At 50.5% G+C, this 19,483-nt stretch carries 14 protein-coding genes; 6 read left to right on the forward strand and 8 right to left on the reverse strand.

Annotated features, from left to right (window positions below; genetic code table 11):
* Window positions 1–8 precede the first annotated feature (8 nt).
* Window positions 9–3,665, forward strand: a complete 3,657-nt coding sequence (locus GC178_06055) for a PKD domain-containing protein (protein ID MBI1287127.1) — start codon at window positions 9–11, stop codon at window positions 3,663–3,665.
* Window positions 3,666–3,736: 71 nt separating this feature from the next.
* On the opposite strand, the gene GC178_06060 is transcribed toward GC178_06055, so the two are convergent.
* Window positions 3,737–4,510, reverse strand: coding sequence for a TIGR00266 family protein (locus GC178_06060; protein MBI1287128.1), 774 nt, complete (start codon window positions 4,508–4,510; stop codon window positions 3,737–3,739).
* A gap of 140 nt (window positions 4,511–4,650) precedes the next feature.
* Between GC178_06060 and kdsB the strand changes: the two genes are divergently transcribed.
* Together kdsB and GC178_06070 are read left to right on the forward strand one after the other, a co-directional pair.
* Window positions 4,651–5,391 (forward strand): 3-deoxy-manno-octulosonate cytidylyltransferase, encoded by a 741-nt coding sequence (gene kdsB, locus GC178_06065; protein MBI1287129.1) that lies wholly within the window; start codon window positions 4,651–4,653, stop codon window positions 5,389–5,391.
* 133 nt (window positions 5,392–5,524) lie between these two features.
* The gene (locus tag GC178_06070; protein ID MBI1287130.1) at window positions 5,525–6,619 is read left to right on the forward strand and encodes a hypothetical protein; all 1,095 of its coding nucleotides are present in this window, start codon (window positions 5,525–5,527) and stop codon (window positions 6,617–6,619) included.
* A gap of 99 nt (window positions 6,620–6,718) precedes the next feature.
* Here the strand turns inward: GC178_06070 and GC178_06075 are convergent, their stop codons facing one another.
* The gene (locus GC178_06075) at window positions 6,719–7,285 is read right to left on the reverse strand and encodes a hypothetical protein (GenBank protein ID MBI1287131.1); all 567 of its coding nucleotides are present in this window, start codon (window positions 7,283–7,285) and stop codon (window positions 6,719–6,721) included.
* A gap of 140 nt (window positions 7,286–7,425) precedes the next feature.
* Here GC178_06075 and GC178_06080 point away from each other — a divergent pair, with 140 nt between their 5' ends.
* Window positions 7,426–8,028, forward strand: a complete 603-nt coding sequence (locus GC178_06080; GenBank protein ID MBI1287132.1) for a sigma-70 family RNA polymerase sigma factor — start codon at window positions 7,426–7,428, stop codon at window positions 8,026–8,028.
* Entirely contained in the window at window positions 8,025–9,524 is a 1,500-nt protein-coding gene (locus tag GC178_06085; GenBank protein ID MBI1287133.1) for an outer membrane beta-barrel protein, read from the forward strand. The genes GC178_06080 and GC178_06085 overlap by 4 nt, the downstream gene beginning before the upstream one ends.
* Here the strand turns inward: GC178_06085 and GC178_06090 are convergent, their stop codons facing one another.
* The 5 genes from GC178_06090 to GC178_06110 all read right to left on the reverse strand — a co-directional run bounded on the left by GC178_06090 (window position 9,525) and on the right by GC178_06110 (window position 17,556).
* A complete protein-coding gene (locus GC178_06090) occupies window positions 9,525–10,577 on the reverse strand; it encodes an ATP-grasp domain-containing protein (protein MBI1287134.1) in 1,053 nt (350 codons plus the stop codon).
* Window positions 10,578–10,580: 3 nt separating this feature from the next.
* Window positions 10,581–11,099: a hypothetical protein gene (locus tag GC178_06095; protein ID MBI1287135.1), complete on the reverse strand. Its 519-nt coding sequence runs from the start codon at window positions 11,097–11,099 to the stop codon at window positions 10,581–10,583.
* The gene (locus GC178_06100) at window positions 11,093–12,004 is read right to left on the reverse strand and encodes a hypothetical protein (GenBank protein ID MBI1287136.1); all 912 of its coding nucleotides are present in this window, start codon (window positions 12,002–12,004) and stop codon (window positions 11,093–11,095) included. The genes GC178_06095 and GC178_06100 overlap by 7 nt, the downstream gene beginning before the upstream one ends.
* Window positions 12,005–12,087: 83 nt before the next feature.
* Window positions 12,088–12,684 (reverse strand): hypothetical protein, encoded by a 597-nt coding sequence (locus GC178_06105; protein ID MBI1287137.1) that lies wholly within the window; start codon window positions 12,682–12,684, stop codon window positions 12,088–12,090.
* A 72-nt stretch (window positions 12,685–12,756) separates the two neighbouring features.
* Complete coding sequence (locus tag GC178_06110; GenBank protein ID MBI1287138.1) at window positions 12,757–17,556, reverse strand: PKD domain-containing protein; 4,800 nt, start codon at window positions 17,554–17,556, stop codon at window positions 12,757–12,759.
* A gap of 241 nt (window positions 17,557–17,797) precedes the next feature.
* Here GC178_06110 and GC178_06115 point away from each other — a divergent pair, with 241 nt between their 5' ends.
* Window positions 17,798–18,214, forward strand: a complete 417-nt coding sequence (locus GC178_06115; protein ID MBI1287139.1) for a hypothetical protein — start codon at window positions 17,798–17,800, stop codon at window positions 18,212–18,214.
* A 214-nt stretch (window positions 18,215–18,428) separates the two neighbouring features.
* Here the strand turns inward: GC178_06115 and GC178_06120 are convergent, their stop codons facing one another.
* On the reverse strand, window positions 18,429–19,391 hold the full coding sequence (locus tag GC178_06120; protein MBI1287140.1) for a sterol desaturase family protein: 963 nt from the start codon (window positions 19,389–19,391) through the stop codon (window positions 18,429–18,431).
* Window positions 19,392–19,483: the final 92 nt, after the last annotated feature.

Consider the following 19,483-nt stretch of genomic DNA (forward strand, 5'->3'; position numbering starts at 1 on the left):
CATCCTGAATGAACCCCACCCACCCCTCCCAGAAAACCGTTTGGTTTTGGTTTCTGACGTTATTCAGCGCAATCTCTTTTAATGTACACGGCCAGAGCTGCGTAAATGCGGATTTTGAACAGGGAAATCTCACCGGATGGACGGGAACTTGGGGAAACAACACATGTACATCCACATTTTTAGGTCTCTGCGTATGTAACACTCCCGATCCATTTCAGGTGAATGGATTCAGTACCGGACCGAACAACTCTTCACCTGCCACCATCCCAAAGAAATTCCACGTTCTTACCACTACTGGGTTTGATCCTGTGGTCGGAGGTACGGCCATTCCAATGGTTTATCCGGGTTCAGGTGGAACTTCACTGCGATTGGGAAATGGAGTTGCCACCAACCACAATGATGGAACATTAGGGGGTGGTGCTTCAGCCTCTTATTCGTTCACGGTCAATTCAAGCAACGTCAACTTCACCTATCACTATGCCGTTGTGCTGAACGATGGCGGCCATGGTTCTGGTGAGCAGCCGTACTTCCGAATAAGAATGACAGACGGAAATGGCAACCCCATCAGTTGTGCCACCTACGATGTTGACGCGACCACAGCACAATCCATTGGGGGTTTCGTCACATCCGGTAGCATGTCGTACAAGTCCTGGACATCCGTTTTTGTTCCATTGAACAACTACATGGGGCAGACCGTGACCATCCAATTCAGCACAAGAGACTGTGCCCCAAGCGGTTGCGATGGAAGCCATTACGCTTACGCTTACATTGATGCAGATTGCGCACCATTGCAGATCATCTCGTCCTCTCCCACCGTATGCGGTGGGCAAGATGTCTATCTGACCGCACCTGTAGGAGCAGCCACTTATTCTTGGACCGGACCCGGTCTCGTTCCCGGTACGGAGAACCAGCAGATCGCAACCATCGTTGCGCCTGGGCCTTACACGGTAACCATGACGACATTCGGCAATAATCCATGTACGTTCTCGCTTGACACGGTGCTTCAGCCCAGCCCAAGCAATCCTACCGCCATCTTCGATTATACGCCAGTTTGCGAAGGCGACCCGATGCAGTTTACCGACCTTTCCACACCAACAGGACAAATAGTGAACTGGGCCTGGGATTTCAATGCCGATGGAAACCCGGACGACCTCACCCAGAACCCGACACATACCTTCCCCGCTGCGGGAACCTACCCGGTTCGATTGGCAGTTTCGTGGCCTCCCTGTTTGGATGACACGACCGTAACCGTGGAAGTTTATACATCACCGACATCTGATTTCACGGTCACTTCACCGGTTTGTGTGGGAGATGATGCCACCATCACCTATACAGGAAATGCACCAGCTGGAGCCACCTACAATTGGAATTTCGATGGTGGAACGGTGGTTTCCGGAAGCGGCCAAGGCCCGTACACGGTCAATTGGGGAACAGGCGGAACCAAAAACATCTCGCTGGATGTGAGCTTGGGTTCTTGCACCTCTCCAACTACCACAAATTCATTGGTAGTTAATGCAAGTCCAATAGTTGATATGGGTCCTGATGTATCCATTTGCGATGCTGGAAGCATCAGCCTCACCGCTACGGGTGCCACCACCTATGCTTGGTCTCCGGCAACGGGATTGAGTGCCACATCGGGGGCATCGGTCACGGCCAACCCGGCCACGACCACTACTTACACGGTAACAGGAACTTCAAGCGGTTGCACCGGAACCGGAACTATCACGGTGAACGTGAATCCAATTCCTGTGGTAACCGTCAATCCGACAACTGCCACGGTCTGCGCGGGCGAGGTGACCACCTTCACCGCCAGCGGAGCCGACACCTACGATTGGACACCTGCCACAGGCTTGAGCGCAACAACAGGCACTTCGGTTGATGCCGCTCCGAACACATCCACCACTTACACCGTGACGGGCACAACCAACGGTTGCAGCGCCTCTGCCACATTCGACATTACGGTCAACATCTCCCCGAACCTATCGGTAAGCCCAGATGTGGCCATCTGTGGCGGACAGACAACAACACTTACCGCCAACGGAGCAGATACCTACGATTGGACACCGACCACCGGGTTGAATGCAACTACCGTAGCGAGTGTAGATGCTACACCTGCATCAACCACCACTTACACCGTAACCGGAACAACACAGGGCTGCACCGCAACGGAAACCGTTACAGTAACGGTAACGCCTTATCCCACGGTCACGGTTACGCCACCCGCTGCCTCCGCATGTCTTGGAGAATCGAAAGGGTTCACAGCCTCTGGGGCCGATACGTATGTTTGGTCGCCAGCAACAGGTTTGGATGTGACCACGGGGTCATCAGTGGTAGCCAATCCGATCACGACAACCACGTATCAGGTTGTCGGTTCGGTCAATGGATGCAACGACACGGCCACCGCAACCATCACCATCAATCCGATTCCGATAGTTACGGTAAGCAACGACACTACGATCTGTAGCGGAGAAAGTGCCCCGATAACGGCCAACGGAGCCACCACTTACGTTTGGACTCCAGGAACCGGTCTCAATACGCAAAGTGGGGCAAACGTGACGGCCGGTCCAATGACCACCACATCGTACACGGTCACCGGAACGAGTTTGGGATGCGTGGCTTCGGCCTCGATGACCGTGACAGTAAATCAAACACCGAGCGTGAACATTACGCCAGCCGCCATTGCGTTCTGCGATGGCGATTCGATCCAACTTACGGCAACAGGAGCCAACAGCTACGTGTGGTCGCCTGCGACTGGATTGAGTGCTACCACCGGAGCTACGGTCACCGCCAACCCGACCGCCACTACGGTTTACTCGGTTGTTGGTTCAACCTTGGGTTGTGATGACAATGCATCGGCCACGGTAACCATTTACCCGAATCCTGTGGTTGACTTTGCAGCAGATGTAACGGAAGGCTGTGTGCCGCTGTGTGTCCAATTCGCCAACAACTCCACCATCGCTTCTGGAGCTATGACCTACCAGTGGGATTTTGGGGATGGCGAAACCTACATCGGAACAACTGCACAGCATTGCTACCCTGATGTCGATTCGTTCACGGTCAGCCTCACGGCAACGTCAAACTATCAATGCCAAACGGAGTTGGTCATGAACGATTACATCATCGTTCATCCCAACCCTACTGCGCGATTCGATGCAGACCCGACCAGCGCAAGTGTGCTGGACCCAACATTTCAGTTCACAGATAACTCAACGGGCGCAGAACAATGGTTCTGGGATTTCGGAGATGGCACGACCATGCAGAATCTCATCAGCACGCCAGCGCACACCTACCCGACCAATATCGATAGCGGAACGTACACCGTAACGCTTCAAGTGATCAATGAATTCGGCTGTGTGGATGAGACGCAGCTCGATGTGTACATCACGCCCCACATCAGTATTTATATTCCCAATTCATTCTCGCCCAACTCCGATGGCAAAAACGATAAGTTCCGAGCCTATGGCGAGAACATCATCGAGTTTGAGATGCACGTGTACACACGCTGGGGACAGGAGATCTTTTACTCTGCCGTAATGGACGAAGGCTGGGATGGCACATTCATGGGAGAACAAGTTCAGAACGATGTGTATGTGTACAAGGTCGTTTACAAAGGGCTTGACGGCACCGAAGGAAGCCCGATCGGAAGCGTGACGCTGTTCAGGTAAACATATTTTAAGATCCTCCTGCTTTGAAATAGGCTTTCCTATTTCATCTTTCCACTTTCAAATTTCCTCTCTCAGTCTCCGCTGATAATATTTCCGAGCAGGTCGCCACCCAGACCCGCAACGCCTTTGCGTTCACCTGTGCCCCTGTTTCCACCAATGCGTGCGGCCGCTGCAATTCTGTCGGCCAAACGGCTGAACGGTAGCGTTTGCAGATAAACGATTCCAGGTCCTGTGAGGTTGGCTGTGAACAGACCTTCTCCACCAAAGAGTGAGTTTCGGAATCCGCCAATGAACTGAATGTCGTAATCGACCGTTGGGGCAAACGCCACCAAGCAGCCTGTATCAACACGAAGTGTTTCTCCATGTTGCAACTCTTTCTTAATAATCGTTCCGCCCGCGTGAATGAATGCCAATCCATCGCCTTCCAGTCGCTGAAGAATGAATCCCTCACCACCGAAAAGCCCCGCACCGATGCGTTTGGTGAAGGCCACTTCGATCTCTACGCCTTGCGCTGCACAGAGGAAACCATCCTTCTGGCAGTAGAATTCGCCACCAAGTTCGCCCAAATGCAGCGGGATGATCTTACCTGGATAAGGAGCTGCAAATGCCACGTGGCTTTTTCCCATTCCAGTATGGAGGAAGGTGGTGATGAAGAAGCTCTCGCCTGTTATCAGTCGCTTGAAGCCTTTGAAGATACCTCCGCCCGTGTTGGCCTGCATCTGAATGCCGTTTTCCATGTACAGCATCGCGCCAGCTTCTGCTCTCACCGCCTCATTCGGGTCGAGTTCCACTTCCACGGCCTGCATGTCATCGCCATATATCTTGTAATCTATCTCGTGTGCCATTTTCTGTTTGGTTTTGGTCAAAGAAAAAGGACAAAACGAAGAATAAAAAACGTGAAGGGAGTATTTCACAAACCTTCACAATTAGGAAACGGATCGGTAAGGGCGTATGGCCATACGCCCTTACACCATACATTTGCCACATGACCAAAGTCGTTGGCATTATTCCATCACGCTATGCGAGCACGCGCTTTCCAGCCAAGCCATTGGTGGATATTGCGGGCAAGAGCATGATCCAACGCGTGTACGAGCAGACTTCGAAAGCCAAGTTGCTCAGCGATGTGATCGTGGCCACGGATGATGAACGCATCTTCGATCATGTGAAAGGGTTCGGAGGAAAGGTGATGATGACCTCCACCGAACATCAGACAGGAACAGACCGCTGTGCGGAAGTGCTTTCCCAGTTAGAAAGTGTGGATGCGGTGATCAACATTCAGGGAGATGAACCGTTTATTGAACCCGAGCAGATCGATCAACTGGCTGTGCTTTTCGAGAACCCAGAAACAGAGATTGCTACGCTGATCAAACGCATTGATGATGCGGAAGACCTTTTCAGCAACACGGTCATCAAAGTGGTGAAGGCTGCGAATGGCAAAGCCATCTATTTCAGCCGAACGGCTATCCCATATTTGAAAGGTGTGGAGCCGAAAGACTGGTTGCTGAACGCTGCATTTTACAAGCATATCGGCATTTATGCGTATCGCGCTGAAGTGCTGGAAACACTTTCCTCGCTACGGCAGACCGAACTGGAAAAAGCCGAAAGTCTGGAACAGTTGCGTTGGTTGGAAAACGGTTATTCCATCCAACTTGCTGAAACAGAACACGAAAGCAACTCGGTGGATACACCCGAAGATCTTGAGCGGCTATTGAAAAACATGATCTAGCCACAGATTCACAGATCTTCACAGAGCTTTCACAGAGTACGAATGATGAAAGTTCCAGACTTGTCAACTTTGTCAACTCCGTAAACTGCTTTCTTTTTCAACTTTCATTTCATCCTAATAAACGGTTACTTTGGTGCGTTACAATCGCATGCTGACCCAACAGTTAGGACATATCATTGCAAGTGCGCTGCGCGAACAGCCGTTGGTTGTATTGCCTGGCTTCGGTGGGTTTGTGAAAGACCACATCGGAGCGGAGTTGGATGAGCTACGCAATCGTGTTCATCCGCCTAAGAATTCGGTGATCTTCAATGCGAAACTTTCACATAACGATGGTTTGCTTTTGGCCGCTGTTGCTTCTGAATTGGAACTTACCTATTCGGCTGCCGACAAATGGCTGACCGATGCGGTTTCGGAAGTGCGTTTCCGATTGAACAATGGCGAAAGCGTTCTATTGGATGGAATCGGTGAACTGAAAAGAACGCTGGAAGGAAACATCGAATTCAAAGCCGTGCCGCTTCCTGAAATTCAGGATGAGTTCTTCGGTCTGAAGCCTGTTTCCCTCAACCGAGTTGAGAAGGATAATGTAGATAAGGTGCGTGAACTGGTGGCTGCCGATGGCACCATTGCCACCAAGGTGCGCACACTTCCGATCAAACGCATTACGGGCTATGCAGCCATGGCTGCGGCTATTGGGCTGCTGGTTTGGTTGCCTATTCAGCAAGGAATTGTGGGGAACGGAAACATGCTGGTGAATCAGCTCAACCCATTTGCAGTGACCACCGAAGCGGCTTATCAATCGCGCCAGTTCAATGAGAATTGGCTGAACAAAGGATTTGAGAAGGAAGATGTGTTGGCCGATAAGTTCCAGCACGAATTTTTAGAACTTCATTTGGCGAAGAATTCCGCCAACGCCATTGTGGTGAAAACCGATGCCGTGCCTTCTACGGAAGTGAATATTCCAACAACGGAAGAAGTCACGGAAACCGTGAACGAGAATGCATCCTCCTTCAAAGTGATCGCGGCAACGTTTGCTTCTAAAAATGAAGCTGCCGACCACGTTGCCAAGATGATCAAGCGTGGTTTTGCTGCCGAGTATGCAGGACAGGACACTCAAGGCCACATGGTAGCTTACGGCACGTACGATTCGCTGAAAGATGCTGAGAAAATGCTTGCTTCTGTAAGTCTCTCTAACAAGCAGGCGCGTATCGTTTCAGGAACAGGAAACTGATTTTTATTTCACGCAGAGACGAAGAGAAACGAAGTTTTTCCTCTCGCAAAGGCGCCAAGACGCTAAGGTTTTCGGCTCACACCGAACCTTTTTCTTTTTTCATTCTTCCCTTTTCTTGCCCCTTGCTTTCCCGTAAAGCTTGATGCCAAGCATCATCACTATTGCCAGCATAATGAGACTTCCCAGGCCCCAGATCCATGTAACGGAATTCTTCAACACCACCACGAACACGATTCCGAAAAGGAACAGCGTTGCCACCTCGTTCCACATGCGGAGTTTGACGGAACCCCACGTTTCCTCATCCTTCTGGAACTTTCGGAAGATCCTGTGGCAGTAGAGATGATAAAGGAACAACCCTCCTACCATGGCAAACTTCACATGCATCCACGGTTGTAGCCAATAGTTGAATCCGTAAACCAGCCAAAAACCGAACACGAAGGTGAGAATGGCCGATGGCCACGTGATGATGTACCACAACCGCCATTGCATCAGTTTGTACTGTTTTTCCAAGATGCTGCGAGCGGGTTCTTCCTTGCCTCGTGCTTCTGCGTGGTAGATGAACAGACGCACCATGTAGAACAGCCCCGCGAACCACGTGGTTACGAAGATGATGTGCAACGCCTTGATGTAGAGGATATTGAATTCGATGTTCGATAGAAATTCCATGACCATAAAGGTAGGACATCGGGGCGGCCACAGAAACACAGAAAGCACAGAGGTTTTCACAGAGGAATGGAAATACTTCTGTGCTCGTTCTGCGTAAATCTGTGCATCTGTGGCAATAAAATCTTGCAATGCTGTAACTATTGCTCCATAAGCTGCATCTGATAAGCGAATGGACGAAAAACACGATCTTGTTACGCACCGTGCATAGTCAGAATAGCATAGAAAATTGGGTTTCGAAAGCTGCCGAAGGCGACCAAAGGGCGCAACGGCACATTTACAACGAGCTTTCTGGGGTGCTCTACTCCATCTGCCTCCGCTATATGGGTAATGAGGATGACGCGAAGGATGTGTTCCAAGAAGGTTTTGTAAAGCTGTTGGACAGTTTGAAGATGTTTCGGTTCGATGGTTCGTTCGAAGGGTGGGCCAAGCGCATCATGGTAAACATGGCGCTGACCCACCTTAGAAAACGCAAGCCGATGGCTGACATCGAAATGGAGAACAGCGAAGAGATCACGTACGATCAGGATGTGCTCTCTAAAATGAATGCGGATCATCTGCTGCAGCTGATACGTGAACTGCCAGACGGTTATCGCGAGGTATTCAGCCTTTTTGCGGTGGAAGGATACAGCCACAAGGAAATTGCCGAGATGCTGGACATCAGCGAAGGCAATTCGAAATTGAGAATGAACCGCGCACGGAAAATGCTTCAAACGCGGGTAATAGAATTAATGCAAGTAGCATGAGCAAGGACCAACATAGCGCTCAGGATTTTGACCGCATCTTCCGCGAGAAGCTGTCGGGTCATCAGGCTGCGCCACCTGCAGACATGTGGGAAAAGATCAACGCGAACACCGCCTCCAATAAGGAGCAAAGAAGTCTGTTGTGGATCATCACCAACGATAGCACAATCATGCTTCTCATCCTTTTACTGTCCTTCTTCGGGTTTGCGGGAGGCGATAATCAGAATACAAACGCGGCCGAGTCTGCCGAAACAATTACAGAAACAAGTACCATAAAATCGCAGAACACAGAAACCACAAATGATAGGAATACAACTGAAGAATTTTCAGAAGAAGAAGGTGCATTAGAAACAACCGAAGAGACCCGTTCGGTCACTCAAAGTGATGAATCCGATACGGGAAATGACGTTGCAACTCAACTGAACCATACCAACATTACAGACAAGCGTTCAGAGCCAACCACGGTTTCCAAGCAGTTGAATGCAAGTCGTTACAGTTCAGGAAATGCAGCCGCAGATAATGATCATGTTGCCGATGCCGCCAATTCAAACGAATCGGAAAACTCTTCTGACACATCCAAGAAAAACGCAGATTCTTCGAATGAAAGTCGCAATGAATTGACCTCCGCGGCTGCCCCAGACGATTCCCAACAATCTCTGGAACCGAGTGTGTCAGATGCACAGAATTCAGGAGGAAACAATACCGAAAACCAGACAGAAGAATTCAGGATGCGCCAAATACGTGTCATTCCTCCTAATCTGAGTACATCTCAAAATGAAACAATCAGAACATCTTGGACTCCAGATACAGGATTAGTTCAAATGAGGTGTGTCGATTACATCCCAAAACACGAGGTGTTTGCAGGCGCACATGTAAATTTCAATCTGCCGCTCATTTTCAACCAGAACACATACGGTGCTTTTGATGGAAAGGAACTCGCCTACAAACCGACATTCGGTATTGCTTCTGGCGTGCGCATCGGCTACACGTACAAGCGACAATACGGCTTCCAAACGGGGTTCATCTTCTATTCGCGACAAGGACAGGATTATGATGATAAACTGAACGGTCATGTGGCAAAGCGCCAAGTGAAATTGCAATACATGCAAGTGCCGATCATTCTCCGCTATAAGTTCAAGATCAAGAAACAGCAGAAGTTCGAATCGCCTTGGGTCATCAATCTGGGAACGCAGATAGGCATTTTGCGCTCGGCACAGATCACTTACAAGGGAAATGAATATCCGCTGGGAACAATTGTCAACCCAGAAGCGAACGATAAGGATTATTTCAAACCGATAGATGTTTCGGTGGTGCTTGGCGTGGAAAAGGAGATCTACTTTACCAAGTGGCTCATGCTAAGTGTGGGCATGCGTACTTCCTTCTCAGGCGATATCAACGCGAAAGACCACCCCGTAATGAACGATGGGAAGAACTACGACAAATCGCACAACTTCACATTTGGGTTTACGCTTGGGCTGAACTACTATTTGAGAAGGTGATCAATCGTGCTGCGCACCTTCGCGGTTATGCCTTCGTATCTCGCGTCTTATCTCGAAATAGCTCGCATACGGCACACCATTCTTATGATTGGCCATGCTGATGTCGGCAATGCGTTTCCAATGTTTGAACAGATCGCGCCAAGCAAGGAAAAGCGAACGGCCAGGATGAAAAATGTGACACGGTTCGGAGTTCACGCCATTCACCTCGATTACTTTAAAGTTGCCTTTGGCGAGTTCTTCCACCGATTCCGTACGCACATCAAAACGACCGATGTGGAAACCGTCTATCTGCTTTGCCAACCCATCAAACACACTTTCCAACGCTGGTGTGATGAGATGATTTCCGTTGTAAAACGTGGTACCAAGCATGTGATTGCCAATGTTCACCATGCGCAGTTTTTCGCCTTTCGGAAGCACTTCATTCAGCCTATCGGCAAACTTTCGGATGTGAATCCTGTAACTGAGGCGTGTGCGCAGATTCGATAGGATCAACTCCAAAAGCGTGCTTTTTCCATCTCCTTCCAACACAGGAAAATCCTTGATAACGATGGACGTGATGATCCCATACGGCTCATCGGCCTTGCGGCTATACATCACTCCGAATTCCATGGGCAGGTCTTCATACACCTGCAGCAGCATGCGCTCTTTGACCGAACCCAAAGCTTTCTGCAGTTCCTGCTCCGAGCGAAGGATCTTGACTCCTTTGCCACGTTCGCCCTGATCGGGTTTGATGATGAGTGGGAATTCCATTTGCTCAACGGCAACCTTTGCCAGTACCGCGGTCAGGCCATCAGTTGGCTCCACAAAAATGGTCTTGGGCAAATAGGCCGATGGAACCAACTTGGTAACATCGGTTTTGGAATAGGCCACCAGCCCACCGAACCGCATGCACGGATTGGCTGCGCTGAAGAACACCAGACCACGCGCCCGAATTGCCAAACAGAACCAATAGACTGCAATTGGAAGGTAAACGATGCGCCATGGCCAGAACTCCCAACGAATGGCGCGTTGCATCCAAATGTGCACGCGGGTTGTGAATGGAACGGAATCCATGACTCAGTCGTTCTGCTCGCCACGATAGGCCAGCGTGGAATACGCAACACCGAACGCATCCTCCAACTCAAAATCAGCCGCCTCATCCTTTATCAGAATGCGCATAAGTGCCATGTGATGAATGGCATGTTCGAGCACATACAACAACTCACGCGAAAGCGATGACCGCACACACAACGGTTGCGCTGCACCAAGCATTTCCGCTTCCAGTTGCATCGGCCGATCGGCCTTTATCTGTGAGACGCTCTTCAAAATCTGATCTGCCACATGCACCGCATGCGCTGCACTCGACTCGATAAGAATATCGCGCTTGCGCTGATCGTAATTGACCGTATCGGTTGCTTCAAAAAGGCATTGATAAAACTCCAACGTGTGGCGTACATGCTGTCCAACAGACGCGCGGCCTTTATGGTTGACATGCGTGTAAAGCCGCTGATCGACCTCCACAAGCATATCCTTCAACCGAGAAAGTGTCTCGACATTCAACTTCTGAAGAACCGATATGTTGGTATTGCTTACCATTCGTAGGCAACGCCAAGATTGAAACTCGGAGCGGCAGCAACCATGTTGCCCATTCCGAAATAAACCGCAGCATTGATGTGCACTTTTTGCTTGATCTTCTGAATGAATTTCAATCCGTAACCAACGTACTGCTGATTGTTCGGATAAAGCGAAGTGAAGAGATCGCGACCGTAAGGATGTAGGCTCACGCTTGTAGAATCGGATGGGTTTGGCGGAGCCGTGACGTTATTATCGTAGCTCCCCTCTTGCATGGAAATGCGCCCAGCAACCGTCAGGATCAGATAGGTCTTCTGGTTCCACGTTCCTCCGAACTCCCATTTCAGATCCACCTGATCGCTATAACCGTTCAGCCGAAGGCGATAACCTGCATTCAAGAACGTGTAAAGTTTACCTTGCATGAAAGATGAACCAACACTTACATACGGGTTGAACACCCAACAGCTTGAGCCTGTGCGAAGTGTGGTGATGGAATCGTACTTGGCCACATTGGCCTCTGCATTCAGTCCCGCACTGAAAAGCACCTTCTTGTTGATGATGTTGTACTTGAGGCCGAGCATCACCGAGTTCAGCCCAAAGAGTTTTCCCGAGGGAACCGTATCGCGGAAGTAACTGGTATCGGCACTCGATATCTTATCGGCACTTGTCACGTACTTGAACGGCAGGTTGGTGCTGAGGGTCAACTTATCCGTCAGGCCATATTCCAAATAAACCTGACTTGTGAAGTCGGTAACGGGTCTACGGAGGTCGGTCACCTTTCCCTTGTCATTGAAAAACTTGTTGTAACCGATGTAGGTGAAACCCAACTGCGCGTATCCGCTGCCTTTTTTCCTTGGCCACGGACCCCCCGCCATTGCGGTCAATGTAAACGAGAAAAGAACGATGGTCAGGGTAACGATTCGCGTCATACTGGTGGTTTACGGTTGAAACAAATGTAACGATCGCAGCCAATGCAGCCACCCGCGTTACGACAATTTGCCTTGCGGAAGACCTATTTGAAGTTCTGCCACTTGCTGATCTTGTTCATGTGATCCAACTTCTTGAAGTAGTTTCCCAGGTTGACAGCAATACCCAAAGCATGTGCGTGGTAGCCTCCAACGCCCTGCACGTTGAGGTGAAAAATATACCGCAGCGTAATGCTTCCTTTGAAGAACCATGTTCGGGCGGCCAGCGTGGATACGAAGCCTGTGGAAACATCGCTTCCGTTTATCTGCGCCCCATAACCCACACCCAACGCCATACCTATGTCCGAACGGAAATCGCGCGTGGAATAATGGCCGATGCTGGCCTCCAACACCGCAGGAATGTGACCGTAGAAATAGGTTCTGTCTATCCATGAATCCTTGACGTGTGCGCCCAAGGTCATCGGCATGGTGGCCGCCAACGAGAAATCGGCATACTTGTTAATGATGTTGATCTGCGGATTGTAGAACACCCCGAACGCAGGACTCACATTCTTCTTTACCATGAGAAGATGCACCGAAGCTCCGATGGAGTTGCGCCAACGGTCCTTCAATGTCCATTTCTTCTGCGCAAACCCGATGCTTGGCAACGCCAGCATGGCCAGTACAATGACAAAACGATTCAAAACATTAGGTTTTTGGTCGGAAGCTTGAACGGAAAGAATGGGCAATTGTTACTGCTGCCGTTCCAACACCAACTATCGAAGCAGCTGAAAACCACCTGTGTAACGGTGGTCGTTGCCTTCCCAATCGATGATATTGAACTGATAGACGTATTGATCGGCCTTCGCGGGAGCGCCTTTATAGGTCCCATCCCATTTAAAGTTCTGATCGTTCGATTCAAAGATCATCTCGCCCCAACGGTCAAAGATCTTCATGTTGTATGCTTTCAGATACTCGCCCGTACCAAAGAAACCATCATTCCGCCCATCACCATTTGGGGTGAAGGCAGACGGAATGTAAAAACTGAAGTACGGTTCCACTTTTACGATGTATGAAATGGTATCGGCACATCCGAAATCTGTAGCAACACCAAGCGTCACCACAAAGGTTCCCGTATCAGCATACGCGTATTCGGGGTTTTGGTCATGTGCGCCCAATCCATCACCGAATGTCCAATTCCAGAACGTAACGTTTTCTGTACTGAGGTCGGTGAATTTGAATAATGGGTCGATAATGGTTGCCAACTTCTCTGGTACAGAACTGAAATGCGCTTCGGGCAGCGGATGCACCACAATCAAGTCTTGAGTTGTGAGCGAATCGACACAACCGTTCCCCGAGGTGACAACCAGACCGACATCGTAAACTGCCGAGTCGTTCGGGGCGGTTCCTGTAGCATCATAGAGATGGGTCGGGTTTTGTACGGCAATGGTATCGGTTCCATCACCGACATCCCAACGCCATGAACTCAAAGTGTAAGGTGATGGAATGGAAGTTCCATCGGAAAATCTGACAAACAACGGATTACAGCCTTCTTCGGGATCGGCTGAAAAACTTACAGATGGCAACGGCCAAACCTCCACGGTCTTTGTCTCGTCATCTTCGCAGCCATGATTGGTGGTAACCGTGAGTGTAAGATCATAGAACCCTGCCGAACCGTATTGATACGTACCATCGGCAGTGGTGATCATGTTTCCATCTCCCAGATCATAGCTCCAATCAACGATCTGATCATCTGAAAGGACGTCAACGGTTGATGCGTCCTGAATAGGGATCTCTACCAAGAAGCAATGCTGAAGCGTGGTTGTGAAATCAGCCACAGGAAGCGGATGAAGCAGCGCATCTCCCAATGTAACGGCATTCTTGCAGCCCACCGAATTGGTTACGGTGAGCGTGGCACCATACGCTCCGTACGAAGGGAACATCATGGCAGGAGATTGCTGCGTTGAGCTCTGCGCGTTGGAGAAAACCCACGACCATTGGGTAATGCCGTACGAGCCGTTCGGGTCGGAGAGATCGGTGAACTGAATTGGCCCAGGGAAACACACGCTATCGAACATGAATGCAGCGATCGGATTCGAATAGACCTCAATGGAATCATCCAAAACGGCAACACATCCGCTATCGGACGTTACCGTGAGTTGCACAGGATAGATTCCATCAGCTGGATAGCTTTGATACGCGGGGTCGCTTGCCGTTGAGGACTGTCCGTTTCCGAATGTCCATTGCCACCCGACAATGGCGCCTTGCGCAATATTGGATTGGTCTTGAAAGTGTACCGAATCACTCTCGCAGATATTGGTAAAACTGAAATCGGCCACCGGAACCGCATGAACCGACACGGTAAACGTCTGCGAATCGGTGCATCCGTCCTGTGTTTCCACATCAAGTTGAATGGTGTAATCGCCATACGTGGCGTAGAGATACTGATTCAGCGAAGTATCGGTCAGAACGGTGCCATCGCCCATGGTCCAATTGGAGTTGAGCAGCTGACCAGGGGCGGCAACAGTCGAAGTTTCATTCAACGGAATGGCCGTACCATCACATTGGTTCTGCCATTGCAGGCCAGCAACCGGATTCGGGAATGCTTCCACCTGAAACGTGGTATCGGCCGCGCATCCCAGATCGCTTTGCGCATAAAGAACCACGGTATAGACCCCAGCCTGCGCATAAACATTGGTCGGAGAAACGGTAACGGACGCATTACCATCGCCAAAATCCCAATGGGTGGAATCGATGCTGCCTGATTGAATGGAAGACGTATTTGTGAAAACGAACTGCGCTCCTGCACAATCATCGTTCACAGATAATTGAAGTTGCGGGCGAACGCTGATGGTCACTTGCTGCATTACGCTGTCCACACAACCGAATTGATCCTGAACAAGGAGCTGTACGGGAAAAGTTCCTTCACCTGAAAAGGTATGCTGAACCGATGAGCCGCTCAACGACTGCCCTTCTGCGGTCCATTGCCAAGAGGTGATGGGCCAGTCACCTGCGGTGGATGCATCGATCAGATCCGCAGGGTCGTTGACACACGTGGTAGGAACTGTGAAGTCTGCTTGTGGAAGTACGTAAACGTCCACATCATGCTGCACAGCGGACGCACAGCCGTTGGCGGAAACTGCGGCAAGACCGACCGTATATGTACCAGCCGTTGCGTAGGTATTGGAAGGATTCTGCTGCGTTGACGTGTTTCCATCCCCGAAATCCCAACCCCAAGCGGCAATGGTTCCTGCGCTGATGGTGCTTGCATCGGTGAAAGCTGTCGGTGTTCCGAGACAGACATCCGTTGCGGTAAAATCTGCCGCAGGCAATGGATCCACATTCACTTGAAATTGGGTGCTGTCGGCACAACCGTGGTCGGAAACCACCACCAATTTCACGTCATAAGTTCCTGCTGCGGTGTAATCGTGTGTCGGATTCTGATCGGTGCTTGTCGTTCCATCACCGAAGTCCCAATCCCAAGAAACAATGGTACCATCGTTGGAAACGGAGTTGTCTGAGAACTGAAACGTCTCGCCCAAGCAGACGGAATTTGCGTTCGTATTATTCGTGCTGACCCCTGCGGCAGTAAATGTGGGCGTTGGCAGTTCATAGATCTGCACCGAATCGACAAACGTGCGGCAAAAGGCATCGTTGACCGTGTAAGTGTAGGTTCCAGCTGCAAGTCCGGTGATCGGGTTGGTGGTTTGCCCGCCCGGTTGCCATTCATACGTATAGGGAGCAAGCCCACCAGCCACGTCAATGGTGATCACCCCGGTTCCATCGCAAGCATTGTTGGCCAAAGCCGTGATCGGTGGAGGCGGTGAGCAGGTGATAGCGAAACTTCCCACGAAGCCATCCCCGCATACCAGCAGCTCGCCCGATGAACCCATGATAATATCATAGACTGCACCAGGTGTGGCGATTGTTTCGACATAATTGAGCGTGGAATCGAACTTTACGATGCCCGTTTGCGAACCGACATAGATGTTGCCGCACAGATCGGCCGCCATGCCGCTGTTCATCAGTTTGGCACCACCCGTTACAGTAGCGCTATTAAGAATTGTGAGCGTGCTTTTATTCACTCTTCGCACGGTAGCCCCATCTGTCATGTACACATACGGCCCGCTGACGACCAAGCCGTTAAATCCTTGGTAGATGTACGGATGATAGGATGGGTTTGGCACATATCCGGCCGATGGTTCTGATTCTGATAGCAGAAAGCCACTGGGAACTGAACCCGCAGGGGTAAAATTGGCGTTGGTCTTTCGCAATGTATTTGTTGCGGCCACTCCCGTAGAACCGAACGTAACATGCAGTGAATACATGTCTCCGTTACAATCTGTTGCAATACAGCGTGTTTCAAGTCCGTAGACGATCTGATCGGAAATGACCCCCGTACTCAGATCCATTCTACCGAGATTATTATTGCCCGGATTCAAAAAATAGCCCCCAACGGTCAGAACGGTCTTTGAATAGTTGAATGCCAAACGCCACTCCTCCACAAGACCCGCAAAGGTCCAAAGTTGCACGCCTGAAGGATCCAGTTTCTGTCGCTTCCCATTCGGATAACCACCAATGATGTAGACATTCCCGGGATTGTCCACGGCTATGTCGCCTAAGAAGGTGGAGTTGGTAACGTATGTCCATTGGAGAACGCCCGCTGGACTGAATTTCTGCACCTGAAAGTTGGTATGATTGCCCTGTACCACCACATTCCCGGCCGCATCTTCCTGAATATCAACCGCGTGGTTGATATCGGGATAGCTGGTGTTGTAGATCCATGGGTCGATGATGATCCCTTCGTTGATGGCGGCCTCATCCACGGCCATATCGAACCGGATCTCGTTGCCTTCCATCTTATAATGAATGGGAATCTCCTTTTTACTGGCTGCACTCTGCGCATTCGGAGCCTTATCCTTGAGGAGTGTGGTGGGAGTGTGCAATTCCAAATTGCCATCTGCATCAAGCGTAAGCGAAACATCCCCATTCCAGCGGTAAGCCACATCCTGAACCGAAGCACCGGGCCGGAGTTCGAAGCGATACTTGATTCCGCCTTCCGCGGGCAGTTCAAAAATGGCATCCACGCCCTGAAAAACATTATGGTACACCACCTGCTTAAAGGCAGGGACGAAGTTGATGTTCGGTTTGCCATCAATACCCGAATAATTGTAGTATTCCGACACTTCCTGCTGCGAAAGCACCTCCATGTCGGCATGTTGATTCACCCATTGCAGGTCGAACGCATGCCAAATGGTCTCCATTTCACGCTCTTCGGGCTCCTGTTCGTTGTGTTCGCGCTCTGATTCGGGTATCAGCTCGTATTCTGCATACTGAAAGTGGATGCCGTTCTCGGTGAAATACGCATTGAACTCCGCATTCTCCACTCCGAAAAGGATGGGTGCGTCCAGCACCGTTCCCTGCTCCTCCAATTTATCGTGGAACTGTCCTTTCTCAGCAATGAAAACCTTGTTCACGAACGGCTCCACCATCATGGAGGCCGAGGCCGTCTGAGCAACGGACTGCCACGGCCAGAGCAGGCCAAGAAGGATCCAGATGACGAAGGTTCGGTTCATGAATGGGGGTTTCAACCGTGAGGTAAAGCGAAATTACTGTTTTGCCGTTGTTGTGTAAGACCATGATCTGCGGCCAAGGTTGCTAAAGGGCATCAACAGCCCCTTCCAAACACATCGGCCGGGAAATGACAGGGCAATCCATCAAATTTCACATCAGGCCTTCTTTTCATTTCTATTTATTGCTGCCGAATGCTAACGTTGTACTGCAATTTATTTCTCCCACTAAACGATCTGAGAGGTCATGAAAAAAGTATTCGTAACGATGGCAAGTGCCGCATTGCTGGTCACATCGGTTTCCAGTTGCTCTTCCACACAGGGAATTTCAGGTTCAGCCCTCGGGCAGGAAGTGAAAACCCTTGCCATACAGGAGTCGGAACAGCTCATTGTCAATTATCTGACCCAGAAATTGGCGGGCGGACATCCGACACTCGCAAGTGTGCTGAAAGGGGCCAACGCCAGCTCTACCCTCTCATCCATTTTGGGAGGAAACACGGCAAACACCAACCTGCTATCGAGCCTCATTGCTTCCAAGTTCGGGCTCAACCAGAACGCGGTGAGCACTGCGGTAACGAGAAGTGGAAGCACCCTGGGAAGCCTCGCATCGTTCATCCGAACAAACAGCAGCGCATCGACCTTGGCGTCTGTGCTCGGTCTCTGAGCATAGCCGCATCACGTAACAAGCGCGATGGTGAAATGCCATCGCGCTTTTTTTTCATGACCACGAATGGAACCGTGCGGTTCCCCCTTAAAAAGGGGGTGGCCGAAGGCCGGGGGATTTGATTCTGGTAATCTGCCAGGGAATCGGAAAAAGCAAACCACATCGGTGCAGGTTCTGTGCAGATCTGCGTCTCTGTGGCTAAGAAATGTCTTTTCTAAAGTGGTGTACGCAGGCGGATGCGCAACATCAGGTTCCTAAAGGGCATCGCCAGGTTCTTCCACACGGAGTTGTAGTGCGGCTCCTCCTCTTTACCGATACCGAACTGCACGGCTTCCACCTCATTGGAGCGGACGAGCGTGCCGAAGATCCAATCCCAGATGGCGAGTTTGGCACCGATGTTCCTGTTGAAATGCTGCGGATCGTTGCTGTGGTGTATCTGGTGCTGGAAGGGACTGATGAAGATGTATTCGAGCCAATTGAAGTAGCGTAAGGGTATGTGCGAATGCCTCAGGTTGGACCCGAAGAACAAAAAGGCAAAGCTGAAGATGTTGGCACCGATGAAGGTCATCTCATCTATCGGGTTGGCGGAGAGGTAGCGGAAAAGGCCCATCACCAAACCCATGACCACTATGCCTTTGATGTTATTGAAGATGAGTTCGACAGGATGGATGCGGTACTGGGTAACGGGATTGAGCACCGTGGCCGAATGATGCACCTTATGGAATTCCCACAGAAAGGGAACGTAGTGCATAAGGTAGTGGATGACGTAGGTTCCGAAGTCATCGGCAATGGTGATGACGATGGTGTAAAGCACTATGGTGGTGGTGGCCGAAAGTGTGAAGGACGGATAACCGATGATCTCGGGCAGCCATGCCTCTATCTTGTAAGAGAGATAGAACCCGAAGATGAGATACGGCCCAATGAGGAACACTTTGAACAGCGAGTTGAAGAAGATAAGGCCGTAATCGACCATGGCGGAGCGGCTGAGCCAAACATCCTTACGTAAGATGTAGTTCCAGAACGACCCCTCCACCCTCGCCTTCCGATACACGTAATAGGCCAGCAGCAGCGAGGAGAAAAGATAGAGCACATGCAAGCGGCTGTCCGTATCGGTCAGGTAACTGAAGGGCATGCGCAGGCCATCGATCAGGTTTACATATACTTTTTCCAGCGTCACTTCAGATACTTACAGTTGCGTGGTTCTGTTGGGTCGAGGCCCTTCGCTGCACTCGGGGAAACAGGAAGCGGGGTTGCTTGTTTTCCTGACGA

Source organism: Flavobacteriales bacterium (assembly GCA_016124845.1).
Classification (GTDB): Bacteria; Bacteroidota; Bacteroidia; order UBA10329; family UBA10329; genus UBA10329.